Origin of the sequence: Serratia entomophila (assembly GCF_021462285.1) — a bacterium.
GTDB classification, from domain to species: Bacteria; Pseudomonadota; Gammaproteobacteria; order Enterobacterales; family Enterobacteriaceae; genus Serratia; species Serratia entomophila.
Map to the genome: position 1 here is coordinate 4,484,770 of NZ_CP082787.1, position 23,823 is coordinate 4,508,592.

Consider the following 23,823-nt stretch of genomic DNA (forward strand, 5'->3'; position numbering starts at 1 on the left):
ATCAGCAGCGACGCGATACGCAATGAGCTTGGCCGATACCTGTCGCGCCTGTGGCGCTATGGGCTGGTGCTGTCACACCGACGGGATATCGCCGATGACCTGGTGCAGTCGACCTGCGTACGGGCGCTGGAGCGCGCCGCCCAGTTTACGCCGGGCACGCGGATGGACCGCTGGCTGTTTTCCATTTTGCACTCCATCTGGCTCAATGAGATCCGCGCCCGGCATATTCGCCAGGGGCAAGGCTTTGTCGACGCCGACCAACTGGCCGGCGCGGAAAACGGCGAAGACCCCATCTGGGCCAATGAAGTGATGCAGCGGGTTAAGCGGCTGCCGGAAGCGCAGCGCAACGCGCTGTTTCTGGTGTATGTGGAAGAGCTTTCTTACCGGGAGGCCGCCGAGGTGCTGGCGGTGCCCGTCGGCACCATCATGAGCCGTCTGGCCGCCGCGCGCCTGACGCTGGCCGGCGATCCTCTGCTGCAAACCCGCGCTCCGCAGTCAAAAGGAGAACGATCATGACCCCCTACTCCGTGACGGACGAGCTGCTGGTCGCCTATCTGGATAATCAGCTGGAGCCGCAGCAGCGCCAAGACCTCGATCGGCGTCTGGCTGAGGAGCCGGCGCTGGCCGAGCGGCTGACACTGCTGGCGCGCAGCAGCCTGCCGTTCAAACAGGCGTTTGCGCCCTTGCTCGACGAAGCGCCGATTGAACGACTGCGGGCCGGCTGGGAGCAACCTCGTTCAACCGGCGTCAGCCGCCGCGGCCTGATTGCCGCCGCCGTCGGTTTCCTGGCGTTGGGCGCCGCGGCGGATCGCGCCTATCTGCTGATCGGCCGGCCGGAGGAAAACTGGCGCAGCCTGGTGGCGCAATATATGGCGTTGTACACCCCGGAAACGCTGGCGGACATCGACACCACGCCGCAAAACATCGGCAATCAACTGCAGCATACCGGTGACAGGTTAGGCATTGCGTTGCCGCAGGAAAGGCTGCTGTTGGGTGGCGCCACGCTGAAAAATGCCCGGTTGCTGGCCTACGACGACCATCGCATCGCCCAGCTCACCTGGCTGGACGCACAGTATGGCCCGCTGGCGCTGTGCATCATCCAGCGGCCAGGCCCGGTTGAAGCAGCCGAGCGCGAGCGGCGTCAGGGCATGAACGTGGTTTATTGGTCCGACGGGGAGCATGCCTTTATGCTGATTGGCCATAATCCACCGGCGGAAATGGACGCGTTGGCGGTGCAGCTGCGCCGCGCTCTGGCGGCCTGAGGCGCGACTCAAGCTGGCGGGCAACTCTCGGCGATTCGCCGTAATCATGTTAAAATCGGCTTTTTTACGTACCGGGATATTTGCGATGAACTCAACCACCCAGGAAAAGCTGCTGGCGCAGGCTGAACAACTCTGCCAGCAACGCAATGTGCGATTGACGCCGCAGCGGCTGGAAGTGTTGCGCCTGATGGCGCAGCAGCCCGGTGCCATCAGCGCGTACGACCTGCTCGATCTGCTGCGCGTCGTCGAACCGCAGGCCAAGCCGCCAACGGTCTACCGCGCGCTGGACTTCCTGCTGGAGCAAGGGTTTATCCACCGGGTAGAATCGGCCAACAGCTATGTGCTGTGCCACCATTTTGAACAGCCGATGCACACCTCCGCGCTGTTTATCTGCGATCGCTGCGGGCAAGTGACCGAGCGTACCACCGAGGGCGTGGAAGACACGCTGCAAAAGCTGGCGAAAGAGTCAGGGTTTGCGCTGCGCCATAGCGTAGTGGAAGCCCATGGCCTGTGCGCAGGATGCGTTGAAGTTGAAGCCTGTGACAGCAAGCATGATTGCGGTGAACACGACCACAGCATCACCATCAAGAAGAAATAAGCGGAGTTAGGTACTTCCCTGTACCTGCGGCCATGGCGCCAAGGGGGGACGCCAGACCGTCAATAGCAACTCATGGCCGCAATCCGCTGCGGCCGATCGCGCTACCAGCGATGCTTGTTGTGCTCTTCCCAGGACTTCACTTCCTTCTCGGCTGCCTCTTTCTGGTAGCCGTAGCGCTCCTGGATTTTACCGACAAGCTGTTCACGCTTCCCTTCAATAACCGCCAGGTCGTCATCGGTCAGCTTGCCCCATTGTTCCTTCACTTTCCCTTTCAACTGCTTCCAGTTACCGTCGGCTTGATCTTTGTTCATAGTCTCTCCGTTAACCCATGGTGAATCAGTTTTAGATGCGGCAGGCAAGGCGTGTAACCAAGAAATTTTTATGGTCTTTTACGTTGACCAAAGGAGCGCCAAATCCCAACTCATTTCGCCAGCCACATGATTAATTGTAGCCACAGATAACGGTAAATATAAAAAAACCAGAATAAAAACCCATATTAAAATTAAATATTAGAAAAAAACGCCATTAAACAAGAAACTAACCTGACCCAATTGACGCTGATGACATGTAACAGAATATAAATAAAAACATAAGAAAATCTAATAAATAAACGGTAAGAACATGGAGCTATCTTGCCGCAAACCAGCTGCCGCGCACCCGGTGGCGATGCCAGAGCCAGCCCAGAGACAGGCCGCGCAGCGAAAGGAATACCGCCAGCGCCAGCCACAGCCCGTGGTTGCCCAGCTGCGGCACGCTGAACAGCGTCAATCCGTAACCGGCCGCCGCCACCGCCATGCTGTTGCGCATCTCCGCCCCACGGGTAGCGCCGATAAACATGCCGTCCAGCAAATAGCACCATACGCCAACCAGCGGCAGCACCGTCTGCCACGGCAGATAATGGCTGGCCAACTCACGCAGCTCGGGCAACGAGGTTAACGCCGCCACGATCTGCTGCCCGGCAACGGCGTAAACCGCGCCAAAGGCCAAGGCTACCAAACAGGCTTGCCGACAGGCGGCGCGCCATATCTTCCTCAGTTGGCGGTCGTCACGGGCGCCATAGGCGTGGCCCGAATGCGCCTCCACCGCGTAAGCGAAGCCGTCCAGCGCGTAAGCGGTGAAGGTCAGCAGGTTCATCAGCACCGCATTCACCGCCACCACTTCGCTGCCAAGCCGCGCGCCAAAAATGGTCAAAGAGGCGAAGCACAGCTGCAGCAACAGCGAACGCAGCATGATGTCGCGGTTCAGCGCCAGCAGGCGCCGCAGGTTGCCGCGCCAGGCCTGTTGCAGCATCGGCAGTGAGATGCCGCGCAGGCGCATCACGCGCCACGTCAGCCACAGCCCGAGCAGCAGCGTGGCGTATTCGGCGATAGCGGTCGCCGTCGCCGCCCCCTGTACGTTCCAGCCCAGCCCCATCACCAGCCAGATATCCAGCGCGATGTTCAGCAGGTTGCCGACGATCAGCAGGATCACCGGCGCGCGCACGTATTGCACGCCGAGCAGCCAGCCGAGGATCACCATATTGGCCAACGCCGCCGGGGCGCTCAGCCAGCGGATCTCGAGAAACAGCCGCGCCTGCTGCAGGACTTCGGCGTTACCGCCGACGATCCCCAGCGCCAAATCAATCAGCGGCTGGCGCAACAGCACAATCGCCAACCCGGCCAGCCCCGCCAACAGCAGCGGCTGCATAAAGGCGCGCGCCAGCGCCTGCGGGTTCTGCGCCCCCAGCGCCTGAGCGGCCAGGCCGGTGGTGCTCATGCGCAGGAACAGCAGCAGCATAAACAGGAAGCTGGTGGCCATGGCGCCGATCGCCACGCCGCCCAGATAGGTTGGGCTATCGAGATGGCCGATCACCGCGGTATCCACCAACCCGAGCAGCGGCACGGTGATATTGGAAAAAATCATCGGCAGGGCAAGACGCCACAGGGCTTTATCGGTGTCGCTGGTGAAGGCGGAAATCAGGCGCATGGTGAAATGTTCCCGTGAATACCCTTCCTGTTCAAGTTGCCGCCGTGTTGGCTACGTCTTGAAATTTCCTGGGTATTACATTGAATCAGAAATGACATCGCCCCAAGGCTGGGGCGATTTAAATCAGGGCGCAAGCGTTCGGGCGCGGCGGTTAAATCCAGTCGCCGTTGCGGATCACGCCAACCGCCAAACCTTCGATGGTGAAATTCTGCTGGCGCAGATCGACCACGATCGGTTGGAATTCGCTGTTTTCCGGCAGCAGTTCAACGACGTTGCCGTGTTTTTTTAGGCGTTTGACCGTGACTTCGTCTTCAATGCGCGCCACCACCACCTGGCCGTTGCGCACGTCTTGCGTCTTGTGCACCGCCAGCAGATCGCCGTCGAGAATGCCGATGTCGCGCATCGACATGCCGTTGACCCGCAGCAGGAAGTCCGCGTTCGGTTTGAACAGGGAAGGATCCACCTTGTAGTGGCCTTCGATATGCTGCTGGGCCAGCAGCGGTTCGCCGGCGGCCACGCGGCCGATCAGCGGCAAACCCTCTTCGTCTTCCATCAGCAGGCGAATGCCGCGTGACGCGCCGGAAACGATCTCGATCACCCCTTTGCGCGCCAGCGCCTTCAGGTGCTCTTCTGCGGCATTTGGCGAGCGGAACCCCAGACGCATGGCGATCTCGGCACGCGTCGGCGGCATGCCCGTCTGCGAAATATGATCGCGAATCAGATCATAGACCTCTTGCTGTCTGGTAGTTAGTGCTTTCATTCCGCCCCCCTGTTTGTTTATACAGTCTTGCTGTGAGTATATACAGGTAAGCTCGGATTGGGAACCGAAGAATGAATAAAAATCAGGGATTAGCGTTCCGCTCAGGCGAAGTGCTGCCACAGCACCGAGCCCCAGACGAACAGCGCCAGCAGGATCGCCAGCGACACCGCCGCCGACCCCATGTCCTTGGCGCGGCCGGACAGCTCATGGTATTCGCTGCCGACGCGGTCTACCACCGCCTCGATCGCACTGTTCAGGATCTCGACGATCATCACCAGCGCTACGGATCCGATCAATAAAATGCGCGCTATCGCACCCACATCCAGCCAAATCGCCAGTATGATAGCCAGCACGGTCGCCACCAGCTCCTGACGGAACGCCGCCTCGTGCTGCCAGGCGGCAGAAAGTCCTTTATAAGAGTAGCCGGCGGCTTTAATAATACGGGTCAGGCCGGTTGCTTGGTTCGCCATGTTTTCAGTGCCTTTCTCAGAGGTAAGTCATAATAAAAAGAGCCCGGATCGGTCAACGCTATCGGCTCTCGGTTTTCCAACACCACAGATCTGCTACCCGGTTTCTGGTATGCTTGCGGCGCATTGCTAACAAGAGGCTTCACGTTGTTATGTCAGGTTGGCGTAAAATTTATTATAAATTATTGAATTTACCACTCAAATTGTTGGTAAGAAGTAAGGTTATCCCTTCAGACCCGGTGACGGAGTTAGGGTTGGATCCCTCACGGCCGATTTTGTATGTTTTGCCTTATAATTCCAAGGCGGATTTGCTGACGCTGCGCACCCAGTGCCTGGCGCAGGATCTGCCCGACCCCCTCAACCCGCTGGAGATCGACGGCACGGTGTTGCCGAGCCACGTGTTTATCCACGACGGCCCGCGCGTGTTCCGCTACTACACGCCGAAGGAAGAGTCGGTCAAGCTGTTCCACGACTATCTGGATCTGCACCGCAGCAACCCGGATCTCGACATCCAGATGCTGCCGGTTTCGGTGATGTTCGGCCGTTCGCCGGGGCGTGAAGGCCACGGCACTCCGCACCTGCGCCTGCTGAACGGCGTGCAGAAATTCTTCGCCGTGCTGTGGCTCGGCCGCGACAGCTTCGTGCGCTTCTCCAATACCGTTTCGCTGCGCAGCATGGCCACCGAACACGGCACGGACAAATCCATCGCGCAGAAACTGGCGCGCGTGGCGCGCATGCACTTCTCGCGCCAGCGCCTGGCCGCGGTCGGCCCAAGCCTGCCGGCGCGCCAGGATCTGTTCAATAAGCTGTTGGCCTCCAAAGCTATCGAAAAAGCGGTCGAGGACGAAGCGCGCAGCAAGAAAATTTCCCACGAGAAAGCCCAGCAGAACGCCATCGCGCTGATGGAAGAGATCGCCGCCGACTTCTCTTACGAGACCGTGCGCCTCTCCGACCGCGTGCTGAGCTGGACCTGGAACCGGCTGTACCAGGGCATCAACGTCACCAACGCCGAGCGCGTGCGCCAGCTGGCGCAGGACGGCCACGAGATAGTCTACGTGCCCTGCCACCGCAGCCACATGGACTACCTGCTGCTGTCCTATGTGCTGTATCACCAGGGCCTGGTGCCGCCGCACATCGCGGCCGGCATCAACCTCAACTTCTGGCCGGCCGGGCCGATCTTCCGCCGCCTGGGCGCGTTCTTCATCCGCCGCACCTTCAAGGGCAACAAGCTGTACTCCACGGTGTTTCGCGAATACCTCGGCGAGCTGTTTACCCGCGGCTATTCGGTGGAATACTTCGTCGAAGGCGGCCGTTCGCGCACCGGGCGTCTGCTGGAACCGAAGACCGGCACCCTGTCGATGACCATCCAGGCGATGCTGCGCGGCGGCGCCCGCCCTATCACCCTGGTGCCGATCTACATCGGCTACGAGCACGTGATGGAAGTGGGCACCTACGCCAAAGAGCTGCGCGGCGCCACCAAGGAAAAAGAGAGCCTGTTGCAGATGCTGCGCGGCCTGCGCAAACTGCGCAACCTGGGCCAGGGCTACGTCAACTTCGGCGATCCGCTGCCGCTGACCGCCTATCTGAACCAGCACGTGCCGCAGTGGCGTGAAGCGATCGACCCGATCGAAGCCCAGCGCCCAAGCTGGCTGACGCCGACGGTCAACGATCTGGCGGCCAAAATCATGGTGCGCATCAACAATGCCGCCGCCGCCAACGCCATGAACCTGTGCTGTACCGCGCTGCTGGCCTCCCGCCAGCGTTCGCTGACCCGCGAGCAGCTGCTCGAACAGTTGGAATGCTATCTGCAGCTGATGCGCAACGTGCCATACGCGCATGACGTCACGGTGCCGACCCAGACGCCGGACCAGCTGCTGGATCACGCGTTGAACATGAACAAGTTCGAGGTGGAGAAGGACAACATCGGCGATATCATCATCCTGCCGCGCGAGCAGGCGGTGTTGATGACCTATTACCGCAACAATATCCATCACCTGCTGGTGCTGCCTTCCCTGATCGCCACCATCGTGATGCATCACCGCCAGGTATCGCGCAGCGAGCTGCTGCGGCAGATCGGCCTGATTTACCCGATGCTGAAGGCCGAGCTGTTCCTGCACAACGACAAGGAGCAGCTGGAGGAAGTGCTGCAGCCGCTGATCGGCGAAATGATCCGCCAACAGCTGATCTGCGACAAAGGCGAAGACCTGGTGCTGAACCCGGCGCGCATTCGCCCGCTGCAGCTGCTGGCGGCCGGCGTGCGCGAGACGCTGCAGCGCTACGCCATCACCATGTCGATCCTCAGCGCCAACCCGAGCATCAACCGCGGCGCGCTGGAGAAAGAGAGCCGCATCATGGCGCAGCGCCTGTCGGTGCTGCACGGCATCAACGCGCCGGAGTTCTTCGACAAGGCGGTGTTCTCCACCCTGGTGGCGACGCTGCGTGAAGAGGGCTACATCAACGACATCGGCGATGCGATCCGCGAGCACACCCTCGAGGTGTACAACATGCTGAGCGATCTGATCACCCCGGAGATCAAGCTGACCATCGAAAGCGTCAGCATGCCGGCGGAAACCGATGCGCTGCCTGAGGCGGCGGCCGAGGAAGAGAAAGAAGGCTGAGCCGCGCAGAGCAGAAATGCAAAAGGCACCCTCGGGTGCCTTTTTTATTGCCCCCGGCGCTTAAGCCGGCAAATAACTCAGCGCGATGCCGATAAACACCACCAGCCCGACGTAGTTATTGTGCAAGAACGCCTTGAAGCAGGCTTCGCGCTCGCGGGTGGCTACCTGCTTCTGCTGATGGATAAACAGCGCGCCCGCCAGCAGCAGCGACCAGTAAAACGCCCCGCCCAGCTGCGCCAGATAACCGACCCACAGCAGCAGCAGCAGGGTGGCGAACTGCAGCAGCCCGACGATCAGCTTGTCATAGCGGCCAAACAGAATGGCGGTGGATTTAACGCCGATTTTCAGGTCGTCATCGCGGTCCACCATCGCATACAGCGTATCGTAGGCCACCGTCCAACAGATGTTGGCCAGCAGCAGCAGCCAGCAGCTCAGCGGCAGCGCTTCGCTGACCGCGGCGTAGGCCATGGGAATGCCCCAGCCGAAGGCGGCGCCCAGCACAAACTGCGGCAGGTTGGTCACCCGCTTCATAAACGGATAAACCCAGGCCAGCGCCAGCGCCGCCAGCGACAGCCAGATGGTCATGGCATTCAACGTCAGCACCAGGCCAAACGAGATCAGCACCAGCACCACGAACAGCACCTTGGCCTCTTTCCCGCTCACCCGGCCGCTCGGCATCGGCCGCCCGGCGGTGCGCTTCACGTGGCCGTCGACCGCACGATCGGCGTAGTCGTTCACCACGCAGCCGGCGGCGCGCATCAGGAACACCCCCAGCACGAACACCAGCAGGATCGACAACGGCGGCACGCCCTGCCCGGCCAACCACAGCGCCCACAGCGTCGGCCACAGCAGCAGCAGGCTGCCGATCGGTTTATCGATGCGCATCAGATGGCTGTAAGCCCGCCATTTACTTTGAGTCACGCTTCCCTCCAAGGTCTTTCCTCTCCTCTCTAAGCGGGATCCGCTGCGTACAGCGGCGAAGCCGGTAAAAACAGCTCGGTCAGCAGCAGCGGCTTGCCCGCCAACCGCAAACGGGAGCGGCGCGCCCACAGCGCGTCCTGCCGGCCGATATGAATATAATCGCGGGTCAGTTCCCCGCTGCCGAACAGATAACGCCCCAGCGGCAACGTGCCCAGATCCACCAGCGCCCGATCGGGGCCGGTCAGGGTTTCCTGCGGGATCACCGTGCGCCCCAGCAGCCAGGGCCGGTTGTCGCCCAACAGCACGATTTCGCGCAGCCAGTAGCGCGGGCTGGCGGGCAGATGTTCCGCCTCTTCCCCCAACTCGTCGCGGGTGACGAAACATTCGCGCTGCGGTTCAACGTGCACCCGCGCGCAATGGCGTTCAAAACGGCGGGTCATGGAGCCTAATTCCATCAGCCAGTCGCTGACGGCGGCGGGCGGCGGCGGATGTCGATCGGATAACCACTCAAGCGGCGGCAGGATGGAGCCCCTATTGCCAGACATTGCTCTACTCCACGCCTGAGGCCGCACGCTGCGTGCCGCGCCAGACGATACAAACTGTTAACAGGCCTCCATTGTAACGCAGAATTGCAAAAGCGGCAGGCTGATTCGTGGGGTCCGAACGGGTTGTTCAGCGATAAAAAAGGCCCGGGCTGTCATCTTTTTGCCATCTGTTTTCTCTAACGTCAGGTGCCGGTACAGCGGTGATTCTGTGATCTCCTGCATAGTTTCGTCTTCGTTGCGTTGTTTTATCTACGCGCGTAGATAAGCTGATATCGCAGCGTTGAATCGCCATTTGTCCGACATTTTCGTCAGCAAACCTTCTTGCCGACACCAGGGAACTCACTGCAGCAAAACAGAGGATATCAATACAATGAGCGAAACAACGCTTGCTACCCCGCAGGCCGCCGAGGATACATTGGCGGCCGAGGAACGCCTGGCGACCAAAGAGGGGCGCAGCCAGTTTTGGCGCGCCACCTTCTCCTGCTGGCTGGGTACCGCCATGGAATACGTCGACTTTGCGCTGTACGGCCTGGCGGCCGGCATGGTGTTCGGCGACGTGTTCTTCCCCGAAGCCACCCCGATGGTGGCGCTGCTGGCCAGCTTCGCCACTTACTCCGTGGGCTTCGTCGCGCGGCCGATCGGCGCGTTGGTGTTCGGCTGGATAGGCGATCGCAAAGGCCGCCGCGTGGTGTTGATCACCACGGTGGCGCTGATGGGCGTCTCCACCACGCTGATCGGCCTGATCCCCTCCTATGCGCAAATCGGCGTCTGGGCGCCCACCTGCCTGGTGATACTGCGCTTCGCCCAGGGCTTCGGCGCCGGCGCCGAGCTTTCCGGCGGCGCGGTGATGCTGGCGGAATACGCGCCGGCCAAGCGCCGCGGGCTGGTGGCCTCGATCATCGCCATCGGTTCCAACAGCGGCACCCTGCTGGCCTCGCTGGTCTGGCTGCTGGTGCTGCAGTTGGATAAGGAAGACCTGATGAGCTGGGGCTGGCGCATTCCGTTCCTCGCCAGTATTCTGATCGCCGGCGCCGCGCTGTATCTGCGCCGCCACGTGCGGGAAACGCCGGTATTTGAACGCGAGCTGCAGCAGAACCACCAGCGCATGCTGGAGGCCGCCGCCGCGCCGGAGGACCACCGCAGCTACCTGCAGCGCACCAAGGCCTTTTGGGTGATGCTCGGCCTGCGCATCGGCGAAAATGGCCCCTCTTACCTGTGCCAGGGCTTTATCGTCGGTTACGTCGCCAAAGTGCTGATGGTCGACAAGTCGGTACCGGCGCTGGCGGTATTGATCGCCTCGCTGTGCGGGTTCCTGGTGATCCCGCTGGCCGGCTGGCTCTCCGATCGTTTCGGCCGCCGCGTCACCTACCGTTGGTTCTGCCTGCTGTTGGTGCTGTACGCCTTCCCGGCGTTCTGGTTGCTCGACAGCCGCGAACCGGCCATCGTCATCTCGGTGATCGTGGTCGGCATGTGCATCGCGTCGCTGGGCATTTTCGGCGTGCAGGCGGCCTACGGCGTGGAGCTGTTCGGCGTGAAGAACCGCTATTCAAAAATGGCGTTCGCCAAGGAGCTGGGCTCGATTTTGTCCGGCGGCACCGCGCCGCTGATCGCCACCGCGCTGCTGTCCGGCTTTGGTCACTGGTGGCCTGTCGCCTGCTATTTTGTTGTAATGGCGGCCATAGGCTTAATCACCACCTTCTTTGCCCCTGAAACCCGCGGCCGCGATCTCAATCTGCCGCAGGACGCGGTGTAATTGAGGCGAACAGGACTCCAACTTGGATAATCAATCCGCGCGGCGCATCACCCGCGCCGACGTGGCCCGCGTGGCGGGTACCTCCGTCGCCGTGGTCAGCTACGTGATCAACAACGGCCCGCGGCCGGTGGCGGAAGCCACCCGTCTGCGGGTGCTGGCGGCAATCGCGCAAACCGGCTACCGGCCAAACGACATCGCGCGGGCCCTGGCCTCCGGCAGCACGCAAACCTACGGGCTGGTGGTGCCGGACATCTCCAACCCGTTCTTCGCCACCCTGGCGCGGGCGCTGCAGCAGGAGGCCTTCAGCCGCGGCCGCGTGCTGCTGCTTGGGGATGCGGGCGATGACCGCCAGCGTGAGTACGAATTGATTAACCACTTGCTGAGCCGGCAGGTCGACGGCCTGCTGTACACCAGCGTCGATCGCCACCCGTGGTTCGATCTGATCCGCGCCTCCGGCACGCCCTGCGTGATGATCGATACCATCGACAGCCGGGCCGGCGTCTGCGCCATCCGGGTCGACGAACGCGACGCCGCCTGTCAGGCCACCCGTCATCTGCTGCAGCACGGCTATCGCGACATCGGCATTTTTATCGGCCCGCTGACCATGCTCAACGCGCAGGATCGCCTGAACGGCTGGCGCGATGCGCTGCTTGAGGCGGGCATCACGCCGCGTGAAGAGTGGATTTTTGAAACGCCCTATACCCGGCAGGGCGGCTACCGGGCGACGCAAAAAATGGTTCAGGGACCTCGCCCGCGCGCCATTTTCACCTCCAACGAACAGCAGGCGCTCGGCTGCCTGTCGGCGCTGGCGGAGCATCAGCTGCAGGCACCGGACGATCTGGCCATCATTTGTTTTAACGGTACGCAGCAGTCCGAATTCAGCGTGCCGCCGCTCAGCGCGGTAGAACAGCCGATCGACGCCATGGCCAAGCGGGCGATCGCCATGCTGGCCGCCGGCGCGGCACCCGAACTGCACGAATTCGCTTTCCAGCTGCGTATCCGCCGCTCCTGCGGCTGCTAGCTGTTTTTCAGGTATTCCTTATGCGTTTGATTATTGATTGTGACCCCGGCAATGGCGTTCCCGGCGCCAACGTGGACGACGGCCTGGCGCTGGCGTTAGCGTTGGCGGCCAAGCCGCAGCTTGATCTTGAGCTGATCGGCATCGTGGCCGGCAACACGCCGCGCGAACTCGGCTTTGCCGCCGCCGGCGAACTGCTGCGGCAAACCGGTTATCGGGTGCCGCTGGCTCTCGGCGCGGCCCGCGCCCTGATCGAACCGCCCGCGCCCTGGCGCGCCCATCTGGACCGCCCGATCGCCGATCCGCATCTGGCCAGCCTGTGGGACGGCGTGCCGCGCCCGCAGGCCGCTGCGCTGCCGGCCCCTGACGCCGCCATCGCCATCGGCGAACTGATCTGCAACAACCCCGGCGAGATCACCCTGGCGGCCATCGGCCCGCTGACCAACGTCGCCCAGGCTCTGCAGCTGTACCCGCAAATGGCGCAGGCGGTGAAGGAGATAGTGATCATGGGCGGCGTGTTCAACGTCGAAGGCTATATCAAAGACACCAACTTTGGCCTGGATCCGGAAGCGGCGCGGCGGGTGTTGAGCAGCGGCGCCAATATCACGCTGGCGCCGCTGGACGTCACCACCCAGACCATGCTTACCCAGGAAGATCTGGCTCGCCTGACGCAGCCGGATACCCCGCTGTGCCGCTACCTGCGCACCACTACCCAACCCTGGATCGACTATTCCCGCCAGACCCGCCATCTGCCGGGCTGCTGGATCCATGATGCGCTGGTGATCGCCTGGCTGCTGGAGCCGCAGCTGGTCACGACCGAGGAATATTTTGTCGATGTGGCGCTGGAGGGGGCGATGACGCGCGGCAGTTCGCGCCGCTGGCAGCCCGGCAGTCTGCGCCTGACGGTCGGCATGCCGGAACCGCAGGGCAAGCCGGTGCGGGTGATGCAGCAGGTGGATAATGCCCGCCTGCTGGCGCTGATCGGCGCGACTCTGGCCCGCGGATGAAAAAAGGTGCGCCGAGGCGCACCAAACATCGAGCCAGCATCGGCAGCGTCGGGTACTACCCCTTGCCTTTCACGCTGCTGATAAAGGTTTTACGCGCTGTGGTGGAACCCAGTTTCTCGGCCTCATTCATCAGCTTCAGCGCTTTATCGATATCTCCCGCCTTCACCGCCTGTTTGATGCCGTTATTGAAATAGCTTTCCGTGTCGTTAAGCATCGGCTCCGCCGGTTTGGCCGGCGCAGGTGCCGGAGCCGCCGTTGCGACAGGCGCGGTTGATCCCACCACCACCGGCGCCGTGGTCGGCGCCGGTTGCAGCATGCCGATCATCACGTTGCCGCTGCCCTGTTCGGCGGTCACTTTCAGCTTGAGCGTACCGCTGGTGCTGTGGCTGGCGACCGGGTCCGGGATATCCGGCACCGCGTTGCCCACGCCGGCGGCATAGGCCTTGGCCGGGTTAGTCAATTGGGTGGTTTTGGCCAGATCCTGGCGGGTGGTGTACACCAGCAGGTAAATTTGCTTTTGCCCCAGCGCCGGGGTCAGCTTGAGCGTGCCCTCCAGCCGATCGGAAGACATCGCGCCCGGCGGCTGATACGGGAAATAGCTGCTCGGGTAATAGGCCGCCGGCCGTTGGTGCTCATCCAGCACCAGCACGCTCGGCGCGTAAAGCGATCTGTTTTTGCTGATGCTGCTCAGCGTTACTTCCAGCGATCCGCGATCGGCCGGCAGCGTATAGGCGGCGATCGCCCCCTGAATATCGCCCTGGTTGATCTGCGGGCTGACGTTATCGAGCTTGATTTCCTGGCTGACCGGCGGCTGCAGCGGTTGCCACGGCAGGCTTTGCAGCGTGGCGGCGCTGATGGCCGGCGCGACGGAGACGTTGGCCGGCGTATCGGCGTTGGCCGCCAGCGGCGCGCCAAGGCTCAGCGCCAGCGACAGGCAGAGTGACAGCAGATTCTTTTTCATTATGGTATCCCCATTCAGCGTCGACGCGAGTCAGGCAAGAGAATCGGCGTCGGCGAATACACGTTGGGGGGAGCCTGCGGCTCCCCCCGTTCTGTCATTACCACCAGATTTCCATCTGGGCGCCGAAGGTGACCTCATCGTCATTGCCGCGGCTGAAGGTGTGCATGCTGTTGTCGTTGTAGGCTGTGCCGGTGTTGTAACCGGTGTCGGTGTCGGTCGCGTAGCCCCACTTCTCGTCCCACTTGGCGTAGGTGGCGAACACGCGGATAGCCGGACGCGACCAGATGCTGTCGCCCGCCTGCCACTGCTGCGCCAGGGTCACTTTGTACTGGCCGTTGCGATCGCCGGTGCGTTGGGATTTCACGTTGTCGTAACCGGCTTCCAGCAGGGTGCTCATGATCGGCGTCCATTTGTACATTGGGCGCACGCCCACGGTGTACCAGGTGGTGCCGTTGTTGTTGTCGCGGTCGATGTCCTGGAACATGCCGACGTACATCAGCGCCCATTTATCGTTGAAGTCGATGGCGCCGTGATCCAGCACGCGGATCATCTTGCCGTTGTTGTCGATGGTCGCGCCCTGGTTGCGGCCGTTGTTCTGCGAGGTCATGGAGTCGGTGGCGTACTGCACCACGAACTTGTTGTAACCGCTCAGGATGCTCTGGGTATGTTCAGCGGTGAACATCCAGCCGTCTTTGCTGGCGCCGTCGGCCAGGCGATAGTTGTCCTGCGCGTTGGCGCGGCCGTAGTCCACGCCCAGCTCCAGGGTGCCGCCCGGGTTCAGCTCCAGGCCCGCCAGGCGCACGTCGAAGGTGTCGTTGACGGTTGGGCGCTCTTTCCATTCGTTATCCAGGTAGCCGTAGGAGCCGCCGGATTCGGAGTTGCGGGTCACCGCCGCGGACAGTTTGCCGAAGCCCAGATCGATGTTTTCCAGACCGGCGCCCGGGCCGGAGATATCCCAGTAGTAGAAGTCGATCATGTGGACGTCATGGCGCTGATAGAAGCGCTTACCGGCCCACATATTGGCGCCCGGCAGCCAGTCGATCAGGTTTTTACCCTGCACGTTCACTTCGCGGAAGCCCGGCGTCACGTCTTCCCAGTCGGAGCGCTGCGATACGGAATAGGCCAGGTTGGTATCGAAGTAGAAGCTCTTATCGCCCTCCTTCCACACTTCCTGCCCCAGCTTCAGCTCGGCGTAGGTTTCACATTCGTTGCCGAGACGGTATTTACTTGCGGCCCCGGTGGCTTTGAAGCACTGTTGCTCGCCGCCGCTACCGGTCCAGCCGATGCCGGAACGGGCGTAACCTTTAAAATCAACGGCCATGGCCTGGGTGGTCAACACACCGGCGGCGACAGCCAGTGCCAGAGGAAGTTTGCGCAAGACGATCATCATTATTCTCCTGTTATAGTCGCTGGATGTGCTTTAAACGCCCGGCTCCTGGTGCAGCCGTTTACATGCCGTACCGTCTTCACGGAACAGATGGCAGCGGTGAGGCGGCAGGCCTATGGCGAATGTTGCACCTTCTTCTACCAGCACCACGTCGTTCTGGCGGTAAACCAGGTTTTGACGAATTGCCGGGATTTGGATGTGGATTTGCGTCTCGTTGCCGAGCTGCTCAACCACCTGTACATCACCGGTAAGCCGAACTTCGGAGGCGTCACCAGGCAGCAGATGCTCCGGGCGAATGCCCAAAGACATGTTGGCGCCGGCCTGAACGTCAGCGCCTTCCACCGGCAGCCACACCAGCTGGCGGTTAGGCAGTTCGACCTGCACTTGTTGCGGTTCTGCGGCGGTCACCTTGACCGGCAGGAAATTCATTTTCGGCGAACCGATAAACCCGGCGACGAAGCGGTTGGCCGGATAGTGATACAGCTCCAGCGGCTTGCCGACCTGGGCGACGCGCCCGGCGTCGAGCACCACTATCTTGTCGGCCAGCGTCATCGCTTCGACCTGATCGTGAGTGACGTAAATCATGGTGCGCTGCAGGCGTTTGTGCAGCCGGGAGATCTCGATGCGCATCTGCACACGCAGCGCAGCGTCGAGGTTGGACAACGGCTCGTCGAGCAGGAACACGTCCGGTTCCGCCACCAGCGTGCGGCCGATCGCCACGCGCTGACGCTGCCCGCCGGACAGCGCCTTCGGCCGCCGATCGAGCAGGTGCGCCAGCTGCAACACTTCCGATACCTGGTTGACCCGCTGATTGATCTCGGCCTTCTTCGCGCCGGCCAATTTGAGGCCGAACGACATGTTGTCCGCCACCGACAGGTGCGGATACAGCGCGTAGGACTGGAACACCATGCCGATGCCGCGTTCGGAAGGCGGCACCTCATTCATGCGTTTATCGCCGATCAACAGGTCGCCGGAGGTGATGTCCTCCAGCCCGGCGATCATGCGCAGCAGCGTCGATTTGCCGCAGCCCGATGGCCCGACAAACACCACAAACTCGCCGTCATCGATGGTCAGATTGACGTCTTTGGAAATCACGGCCTCACCGAAGGCCTTATAAACGCTGCGCAGTGTGACGCTAGCCATGCGTTACTCCCCTGCTTTCGCAGTTAACATTTCGTGTAAAAATGGCGGACGCAAAGCCCGCCAAAACCCATTGATGACCCTCTTGCTGCGCGCCGTGCTGCCATGCCAATGGCAAGGTCGCCTCAGACGGCGCGGCCGCCTGAGTATAAGGCTGCAGGTTAATCAGCGCTTCAAGGCATTGATCCTGATGGGTAATAAGTAAGCGAACTACGCCATTCCGCTGGCTGACCGCGTTCAGCTCGCCGCGCTGGATCAGCGGCGAGCGACGCAATGCCAGCAGCGACTGGCAGTAACGCAACGTGGAGTGGCTATCGTGCTGCTGGCGGCTGATGGCCAGCGCGCGGTGTTCGATCGCCACCTGTTGATACCAGGCAATTTCGCCGGCGGTCACCTGTTCAGGCGCCTCATGCCACGGCATGCGCGTCTGCGCTCCCCGCGGGTCCTGCAGCCCGGCGGCGTGCGGCAATCCCAGCTCTTCTCCCTGATACAGGCAGATGGGCGCCGGCAGCATCGCCAGCAACGTCAAAAAAGCGTCGGCGGAGCGCAGATCGCCCTGCCCCCAATGGCTTACCACCCGCGGCTGGTCGGCATCGCCGGTGCTCCACAGGCTGTCCGCCAGCGTAGCGCGGCGGGCGTGCAGCACCGCCACCAGCTTTTCCACGCTGAAGGGCACCACGTCCAACGCCAGCGGGCTGCGGGCATACTGCTGCGGTGCTACGGCGTGGCGAACGTAGCTGCCGCCGTCGCAATACCACAACGCCAGCCCTTGCGCGGCCACCGCGGCGCCGGCCTCCGGCGGCAGCGCCTGCGGCAGCAGCAAGCCATCCACCGACAGGGCGTTAAGGTAGGGCAACGCCGCCAGCATGCCGTGCACGTCACCCACGCCGTCGCCGTTTCCATCGCGGAAACTGACCGGATGGATCCGGTACAGGGTGGGTTGAACGACGATAGGCGTTGGCGACATAAATCCGGTTTCCTGCTGCGCGTGGCGTTGAAAATCAATGTGGCCGATAGTGCGGGAGTTGCTGGAAAGGGTAATCATCCGTAACAGGATTTTTCATGGGGGAGGAGCTGGGAGGATGAGAGAACGACCCGGGCGATGAGAAGTTCCCCCGTTAAGACAAATCTGTGATCGGCCTGGCAAAAATCGTCCCCCTATTTTGTGCCTGACGCCACAGAATAGAGCGCAATGTTAACTGGATCACAATACGCCGGCATGGGGCGTAGAGGGGGGGAGGATGAGAATGTGTCGCTTTGTGACCCACTATTACCGTGAAACTTCTCTCCTTGATGTCTGTGCCCACAAAAAGAAGGACTGGATTATGACTCGCAGCATTACCACCGCCCGCACGCTGGTGCTTTCGGCTCTGACCACCCTGGTGCTCTCTTCTTCCGCCTTCGCCAAGATCGAGGAAGGCAAACTGGTTATCTGGATCAACGGCGACAAAGGCTATAACGGCCTGGCCGAGGTCGGTAAAAAGTTCGAGAAAGACACCGGTATCAAAGTCACCATCGAACACCCGGACAAGCTGGAAGAAAAATACCCGCAGGTAGCCGCTACCGGCGACGGCCCGGACATCATCTTCTGGGCTCATGATCGCTTCGGCGGCTACGCGCAGTCCGGCCTGCTGGCCGAGATCCATCCTTCCAAGGCTTTCCAGGAAAAACTGTTCCCGTTCACCTGGGACGCGGTGCGCTACGACGGCAAACTGATCGGCTACCCGATCGCCGTTGAAGCGCTGTCGCTGATTTACAACAAAGACCTGATCAAGCAGGCGCCCAAGACCTGGGAAGAGATCCCGGCGCTGGACAAACAGCTGCGCGCCGGCGGCAAGAGCGCCATTATGTGGAACCTGCAGGAACCCTACTTCACCTGGCCGATTATCGCCGCCGACGGCGGTTATGCTTTCAAATATGAAAACGGCAAATACAACATCAAGGACGTCGGCGTAGCTAACGCCGGCTCGCAGGCCGGCCTGCAGTTCATCGTCGATCTGGTGAAAAACAAGCACATCAACGCCGACACCGATTATTCGATCGCCGAAGCGGCCTTCAACAAGGGCCAGACCGCCATGACCATCAACGGTCCCTGGGCCTGGAGCAACATCGAACAGAGCAAAATCAACTACGGCGTGACCCTGCTGCCGACCTTTAAAGGCAAGCCGTCCAAACCCTTCGTCGGCGTGCTGACCGCCGGCATCAACGCCGCCAGCCCGAATAAAGAGCTGGCGACCGAGTTCCTGGAAAACTACCTGCTGACCAACGAAGGTCTGGCGGACGTCAACAAAGACAAACCGCTGGGCGCCGTAGCGCTGAAATCCTACCAGGAAGAGCTGGCGAAAGATCCGAAGATCGCCGCCACCATGCAGAACTCGCAAAACGGCGAAATCATGCCGAACATTCCGCAGATGAGCGCCTTCTGGTACGCCGAACGCAGTGCGGTGATCAACGCCGTCAGCGGCCGCCAAACGGTGAAAGCCGCGCTGGATGACGTGCAGACCCGCATCACCAAGTAATGACGCTGTGCGGGATTAACATCCCCAAATAATTGGCGCTACGCCGCGACGGCGAGTGTGCACATCCCCGGGAGCATAGATAGCTGTGTCCCCGGGGTGAGCGGACGCCGCCGACAAAAGCGTAGCTTCAAGTATGAAGGGGACAAACGCCCCGCTGTCGCTCCACAGAAAGGAACGCCCTATGCAATTAGCCCACGCCGGGTCGCCTGCGCGCAAAAAATCGAAGTGGTGGCAGAGTGACGTGCTGAAATGGCTGGCCATCGGCCTGCTCAGCCTGGTTACCTGCTATCTGATTGTATTGATGTATGCACAGGGTGAATATCTGTTCGCCATCATGACGCTGATCCTGGTCGGTGCCGGGCTTTACGTTTTTGCTAACCGCCGCGCCTACGCCTGGCGCTACGTTTACCCGGGCATCGCCGGTATGGGGCTGTTTGTCCTGTTCCCGCTGATTTGCACCATCGCCATCGCCTTTACCAACTACAGCAGCACCAACCAACTGACGTTCGAACGCGCACAGTCGGTGCTGATGCAGCGCCAGTTCCAGACCGGCAAGACCTTTACCTTCGGCCTGTATCCGGCGGCCAACCAGCAATGGCGGCTGCAGCTGATCCATCCGGACAGCGGCCAGCAGCTGATTTCAGAGCCTTTCCGCTTTGACGCCGCCGCGCCGCAGACGCTGAAACTGACGGCGGAGAGCGCCGAGCCGGCGGGCGAACGCGCCACGCTGCGCGTGATTACGCAGAATCGCCAGGCGCTGAACCAACTGGTCGCCCAACTGCCCGACGGCGGCGAGCTGCGCATGAGTTCGCTGCGCCAGTTCTCCGGCACCAGCCCGCTGTATAGCCTGGATAAAGACGGCAATACGCTGACCAATAATCAAACCCAGGTGAAATACCGGCCGAATGCCGAAATCGGCTTCTATCAGGCCGTCAATGCAGACGGCAACTGGGGGCAGGAAACCCTCAGCCCGGGTTATACCGTCACTACCGGCTGGAAAAACTTCCTGCGGGTGTTGCAGGATGAAGGCATCAAGAAGCCGTTCGTTTCGATCTTCATCTGGACCATCCTGTTCTCGGTGATGACCGTGATCCTCACCGTGGCGGTAGGCATGGTGCTGGCCTGCGTGGTGCAGTGGGAGGCGCTGAAAGGCAAGGCGCTGTACCGCGTGCTGCTGATACTGCCCTACGCGGTGCCGTCGTTTATCTCGATTCTGATCTTCAAAGGGCTGTTCAACCAGAGCTTCGGCGAGATCAACATGATGCTCAGCCACCTGTTCGGCATCAAGCCGGCCTGGTTCAGCGATCCGCTCACCGCCAAGAGCATGATCCTGATAGTCAACACCTGGCTGGGCTACCCGTACATGATGATCCTGTGCATGGGCTTGCTGAAGGCCATTCCGGACGATCTGTATGAGGCTTCGGCAATGGACGGCGCCAGCCCGCTGCAAAACTTCTTCCGCATTACCTTCCCGCTGCTGATCAAGCCGCTGACGCCGCTGATGATCGCCAGCTTCGCCTTCAACTTTAACAACTTCGTGCTGATCCAACTGTTGACCAACGGCGGGCCGGACATGATCGGCACCACCACGCCGGCCGGCTCTACCGACCTGCTGGTCAGCTACACCTACCGCATTGCCTTCGAAGGCGGCGGTGGGCAAGACTTCGGCCTGGCGGCCGCCATCGCCACGCTGATCTTCCTGTTGGTGGGCGCGCTGGCGATCCTGAATCTGAAAGCCAGCAAGATGAACTTTGATTAGGGAGAATAACGATGGCCATGGTTCAACCCAAATCCCAGCGCCTGCGCCTGTGGATCACCCATATTCTGATGCTGAGCTTTATCGCCCTGATCATGTTCCCGCTGCTGATGGTGGTGGCCATTTCGCTGCGCTCCGGCAACTTCGCCACCGGCAGCCTGATACCTGAGCAGATCTCCTGGGATCACTGGCGGCTGGCGCTTGGCCTCAGCGTCACCCACGCCGACGGCAGCGTGACGCCGCCGCCGTTCCCGGTGCTGCTGTGGCTGTGGAACTCGATCAAGATCGCGGCGATCACCGCCATCGGTATCGTGACGCTCTCGACGACCTGCGCCTACGCCTTTGCCCGCATGCGCTTTCGCGGCAAAAGCACGCTGCTGAAAAGCATGCTGATCTTCCAGATGTTCCCGGCGGTGCTGTCACTGGTGGCGCTGTATGCCCTGTTCGATCGCCTGGGCCAGTACCTGCCGTTTATCGGCCTGAACACCCACGGCGGGGTGATCTTCGCCTATATGGGCGGCATCGCGCTGCACGTCTGGACCATCAAAGGCTATTTCGAAACCATCGACAACTCGCTGGAAGAAGCGGCGGCGCTGGACGGCGCCAGCCCGTGGCAGGCCTTCCGCCTGGTGCTGTTGCCGCTGTCGGTGCCAATCCTGGCGGTGGTGTTCATTCTGTCGTTTATCGCCGCCATCACCGAAGTGCCGGTGGCTTCACTGCTGCTGCGCGACGTGAACAGCTACACGCTGGCGGTGGGCATGCAGCAATATCTCAACCCGCAGAACTACCTGTGGGGCGACTTCGCCGCCGCGGCGGTGCTGTCGGCAATACCCATTACCGCCGTATTCCTGCTGGCGCAGCGCTGGCTGGTGGGCGGCCTGACGGCCGGCGGGGTGAAGGGCTAAATTTGTGCCACTGCAATGCGCTTGATGTACTTAGCTTTTTCCAATCAATACCTGTGTCTTCGGCGGCCCTCTGGGCCGCCATTTTTATGGCCCGGTCAACGCGGCCTCAGCTTCAGCCATGAAGGCGAATTTATTCACGCTTTAGCCGGTCGGTGTTGGCCAGATAGAGCGTCACCACCAGCAACAATATCGCGCCGGCATAAATTAGGGTATCAACGGGGTTGTTATGATCCACTATGATCAAACGAATAATCGCGGTAATGCCGATATAAATAAAATAGCGCAGCGGGAAATGATACCCCGACTCAAAATACTTCACAATCAAGGCGATAAATTCAAAGTAAAGGAAATAGATCACAATGCCTTCAATCAATAAATAAGAAGACGACTCCTCATTGTTGAGAAATAACACTTTCGCCAAATGAATGGTTTCCTTCACCAGGAACACCACCAAGATGGCCGCCAACAGCAACAGACCTACGTTCAGCACCCGCTGCAACCCCTTCGCAATCATTATTGAACGCGATGTTTTCGCCATAAAAACTCCCCATCAGTACCGCTAAATTTATCCGCACATCCTAACATAGGCATTATCTTAAAAATGACACCCTCTATAAGTGCACAATAAATTCAATCCAATTCAAATAGTTACAATAGGATATTTCTGGTGGATATATTTGTAGCAAATTGAAATGTCAACTATCATGGGACGTAGATCTTTACATAAAACCAATAACCTCGAATTAACAAGGGAATTCTTTATGCGCGCTAAACTTAACGGACTGGTCGCGGCGGGCCTGTTTACCTGTGCTTTAACCGGCCACGCTGCCGGTTTAGTGGCTCCTGACAACGACCTGCGCAACGATTTGGCCTGGCTGTCCGATCGTGGTGTGATTAACGTCAGCTTGTCCACCTGGCCGTTGAGCCAGGAAGAAATCAACTCCGTCATTGCGCAAGCCAAACCGGTAACCAATACCGAGAAGAATGTCATCGATCGCGTGCAGCGCCGCGTTGATGCCCTGAAGGCCAACGTCCGCATCAGCGGCTACGCCTCTACCGACAAACCCGGCACCCCGCAGGGCTTCGGTCAAAACGAATATGCCGACGACCGTCTGACGGTTGGCGCCGGCGCCAACGGCGACTTCTGGGACGTGCGTCTGCAGGGGTCCGTTGAAGGCGATCAGCGCGTTAGCGATGGCTCTAAATTCAATATGCACGGCTCCTACGGCGCGGTGAAAATCTGGAACCAGTGGCTCTCCTTCGGTGAAGTGTCCCAATGGTGGGGGCCTGGCTATGACGGCAGCCTGATCCGTTCCGACGCCGCACGCCCGGTGGCCGGTTTTATGCTGCAGCGCGCCGACCAGTCGCCGTTTGAAACCCCGTGGCTGTCATGGATTGGCCGCTGGCAGTACCAGCTGACCGCCGGCCAGCTGTCGCAGTACGCGTCGGTACCGCACACCAAACTGATTGGCGGCCGCTTTACCATGATGCCGACCGACTTCGTCGAATTGGGCGCGTCACGCATCATGATGTGGGGCGGCGAGGGCCGCCCGCACTCCTGGAGTTCCTTCTGGGATGCGACAACCGGTAAAGACAACGATGACTCCGGTCAGGGCAACGATCCGGGCAACCAGCTCGCCGGCTTTGACTTCAAGCTGAAAATGCAGCCGCTGATTGGCCTGCCGGTCAGCCTGTACGGCCAGTTGGTCGGCGAAGACGAAGCGGGCTTCCTGCCTTCGCAAAATACCTACCTGCTGGGCCTGGAAGGCCACCCTGAATGGGGCTCCACCACCATCAACTGGTCGATTGAAGGAGCGGATACCCGCGCCGATATGTCCCGTAAAGGGTATGTCTATAGCCATTACACCTATAAAGGTGGCTACTACCAGCAGGGTTACCCGCTGGGCCATGCGATGGGCGGCGACGGCCAGATGCTGTCCGGCCGCGTCGAGCTGGTGCTGGACGACAGCCAGCGCTGGAGCACCCGCCTGGTTTACGCCAAGGTGAACCCGCTGAATCAGAGCACCAACCAGGCGTTCCCGAAATCGGACACGCTGAAAGGCATTCAGCTCGGCTGGGGCTACACCTTCCCTTCCGCGGTCAAGTTCGACACCAGCCTGTGGTACACCAACAGCGACGCCAGCACGGCGGACGACGTGGGCGCCGGCGTGAGCTTCGAAGTGCCGATCAATCTGTAATCGGCAGACGTAAAAAAACCCGCCGCGGCGGGTTTTTTATTGG

At 60.9% G+C, this 23,823-nt stretch carries 22 protein-coding genes; 11 read left to right on the forward strand and 11 right to left on the reverse strand.

Annotated features, from left to right (window positions below):
- Positions 1-15: 15 nt before the first annotated feature.
- The 3 genes from KHA73_RS21550 to zur all read left to right on the forward strand — a co-directional run bounded on the left by KHA73_RS21550 (position 16) and on the right by zur (position 1,860).
- The gene (locus KHA73_RS21550) at positions 16-516 is read left to right on the forward strand and encodes an RNA polymerase sigma factor (RefSeq protein ID WP_314725584.1); all 501 of its coding nucleotides are present in this window, start codon (positions 16-18) and stop codon (positions 514-516) included.
- A complete protein-coding gene (locus KHA73_RS21555) occupies positions 513-1,262 on the forward strand; it encodes an anti-sigma factor family protein (protein ID WP_234586597.1) in 750 nt (249 codons plus the stop codon). Before KHA73_RS21550 ends, KHA73_RS21555 begins: the two co-directional genes overlap by 4 nt.
- Positions 1,263-1,347: 85 nt before the next feature.
- Entirely contained in the window at positions 1,348-1,860 is a 513-nt protein-coding gene (gene zur / locus KHA73_RS21560) for a zinc uptake transcriptional repressor Zur (RefSeq protein WP_234586599.1), read from the forward strand.
- A 101-nt stretch (positions 1,861-1,961) separates the two neighbouring features.
- Here zur and KHA73_RS21565 read toward each other — a convergent pair whose 3' ends face one another.
- From KHA73_RS21565 to KHA73_RS21580, 4 genes are all read right to left on the reverse strand, one after another.
- Positions 1,962-2,171, reverse strand: coding sequence for a CsbD family protein (locus KHA73_RS21565; protein WP_234586601.1), 210 nt, complete (start codon positions 2,169-2,171; stop codon positions 1,962-1,964).
- A gap of 316 nt (positions 2,172-2,487) precedes the next feature.
- Positions 2,488-3,825 carry an MATE family efflux transporter DinF gene (gene dinF, locus KHA73_RS21570; protein ID WP_234586603.1) on the reverse strand — a complete coding sequence of 446 codons (1,338 nt, stop codon included), beginning with the start codon at positions 3,823-3,825 and terminating at the stop codon, positions 2,488-2,490.
- Positions 3,826-3,976: 151 nt separating this feature from the next.
- Positions 3,977-4,585: a transcriptional repressor LexA gene (lexA, locus tag KHA73_RS21575; protein ID WP_061799187.1), complete on the reverse strand. Its 609-nt coding sequence runs from the start codon at positions 4,583-4,585 to the stop codon at positions 3,977-3,979.
- Positions 4,586-4,686: 101 nt separating this feature from the next.
- Entirely contained in the window at positions 4,687-5,055 is a 369-nt protein-coding gene (locus tag KHA73_RS21580) for a diacylglycerol kinase (protein WP_234586604.1), read from the reverse strand.
- A 149-nt stretch (positions 5,056-5,204) separates the two neighbouring features.
- Here KHA73_RS21580 and plsB point away from each other — a divergent pair, with 149 nt between their 5' ends.
- Entirely contained in the window at positions 5,205-7,670 is a 2,466-nt protein-coding gene (gene plsB / locus KHA73_RS21585; protein WP_234586606.1) for a glycerol-3-phosphate 1-O-acyltransferase PlsB, read from the forward strand.
- Positions 7,671-7,730: 60 nt separating this feature from the next.
- Here plsB and ubiA read toward each other — a convergent pair whose 3' ends face one another.
- Complete coding sequence (gene ubiA, locus KHA73_RS21590) at positions 7,731-8,603, reverse strand: 4-hydroxybenzoate octaprenyltransferase (RefSeq protein ID WP_234586608.1); 873 nt, start codon at positions 8,601-8,603, stop codon at positions 7,731-7,733.
- Between the two features lie 17 nt (positions 8,604-8,620).
- Positions 8,621-9,136: a chorismate lyase gene (ubiC, locus tag KHA73_RS21595; protein ID WP_234586609.1), complete on the reverse strand. Its 516-nt coding sequence runs from the start codon at positions 9,134-9,136 to the stop codon at positions 8,621-8,623.
- Between the two features lie 370 nt (positions 9,137-9,506).
- On the opposite strand from ubiC, the gene KHA73_RS21600 reads away from it, so the two are divergent.
- Genes KHA73_RS21600 through KHA73_RS21610 form a run of 3 tightly spaced genes read left to right on the forward strand, consistent with a single transcriptional unit; the run spans position 9,507 to position 12,914 of the window.
- Positions 9,507-10,889 carry an MFS transporter gene (locus KHA73_RS21600; protein ID WP_234586610.1) on the forward strand — a complete coding sequence of 461 codons (1,383 nt, stop codon included), beginning with the start codon at positions 9,507-9,509 and terminating at the stop codon, positions 10,887-10,889.
- Positions 10,890-10,911: 22 nt separating this feature from the next.
- Positions 10,912-11,910, forward strand: a complete 999-nt coding sequence (locus KHA73_RS21605; RefSeq protein WP_234586612.1) for a LacI family DNA-binding transcriptional regulator — start codon at positions 10,912-10,914, stop codon at positions 11,908-11,910.
- A 20-nt stretch (positions 11,911-11,930) separates the two neighbouring features.
- Positions 11,931-12,914, forward strand: coding sequence for a nucleoside hydrolase (locus tag KHA73_RS21610; RefSeq protein ID WP_234586614.1), 984 nt, complete (start codon positions 11,931-11,933; stop codon positions 12,912-12,914).
- A gap of 55 nt (positions 12,915-12,969) precedes the next feature.
- Here KHA73_RS21610 and malM read toward each other — a convergent pair whose 3' ends face one another.
- From malM to KHA73_RS21630, 4 genes are all read right to left on the reverse strand, one after another.
- The gene (gene malM / locus KHA73_RS21615) at positions 12,970-13,875 is read right to left on the reverse strand and encodes a maltose operon protein MalM (RefSeq protein ID WP_234586615.1); all 906 of its coding nucleotides are present in this window, start codon (positions 13,873-13,875) and stop codon (positions 12,970-12,972) included.
- A 97-nt stretch (positions 13,876-13,972) separates the two neighbouring features.
- Complete coding sequence (locus KHA73_RS21620; RefSeq protein WP_234586617.1) at positions 13,973-15,265, reverse strand: maltoporin; 1,293 nt, start codon at positions 15,263-15,265, stop codon at positions 13,973-13,975.
- A gap of 30 nt (positions 15,266-15,295) precedes the next feature.
- Complete coding sequence (gene malK, locus KHA73_RS21625; protein WP_234586619.1) at positions 15,296-16,405, reverse strand: maltose/maltodextrin ABC transporter ATP-binding protein MalK; 1,110 nt, start codon at positions 16,403-16,405, stop codon at positions 15,296-15,298.
- A complete protein-coding gene (locus KHA73_RS21630) occupies positions 16,398-17,369 on the reverse strand; it encodes an alpha-amylase family glycosyl hydrolase (RefSeq protein WP_234586621.1) in 972 nt (323 codons plus the stop codon). The genes malK and KHA73_RS21630 overlap by 8 nt, the downstream gene beginning before the upstream one ends.
- A gap of 358 nt (positions 17,370-17,727) precedes the next feature.
- Between KHA73_RS21630 and malE the strand changes: the two genes are divergently transcribed.
- From malE to malG, 3 genes are all read left to right on the forward strand, one after another.
- The gene (malE, locus tag KHA73_RS21635) at positions 17,728-18,921 is read left to right on the forward strand and encodes a maltose/maltodextrin ABC transporter substrate-binding protein MalE (RefSeq protein WP_234586623.1); all 1,194 of its coding nucleotides are present in this window, start codon (positions 17,728-17,730) and stop codon (positions 18,919-18,921) included.
- A gap of 181 nt (positions 18,922-19,102) precedes the next feature.
- Entirely contained in the window at positions 19,103-20,680 is a 1,578-nt protein-coding gene (gene malF, locus KHA73_RS21640; RefSeq protein WP_234586624.1) for a maltose ABC transporter permease MalF, read from the forward strand.
- Positions 20,681-20,691: 11 nt separating this feature from the next.
- Entirely contained in the window at positions 20,692-21,582 is an 891-nt protein-coding gene (gene malG / locus KHA73_RS21645; RefSeq protein ID WP_234586626.1) for a maltose ABC transporter permease MalG, read from the forward strand.
- 130 nt (positions 21,583-21,712) lie between these two features.
- On the opposite strand, the gene psiE is transcribed toward malG, so the two are convergent.
- The gene (psiE, locus tag KHA73_RS21650) at positions 21,713-22,120 is read right to left on the reverse strand and encodes a phosphate-starvation-inducible protein PsiE (protein ID WP_234586628.1); all 408 of its coding nucleotides are present in this window, start codon (positions 22,118-22,120) and stop codon (positions 21,713-21,715) included.
- Positions 22,121-22,343: 223 nt separating this feature from the next.
- Here psiE and KHA73_RS21655 point away from each other — a divergent pair, with 223 nt between their 5' ends.
- Positions 22,344-23,780, forward strand: a complete 1,437-nt coding sequence (locus KHA73_RS21655) for a capsule assembly Wzi family protein (RefSeq protein ID WP_234586630.1) — start codon at positions 22,344-22,346, stop codon at positions 23,778-23,780.
- The last annotated feature ends 43 nt before the right edge of the window (positions 23,781-23,823 follow it).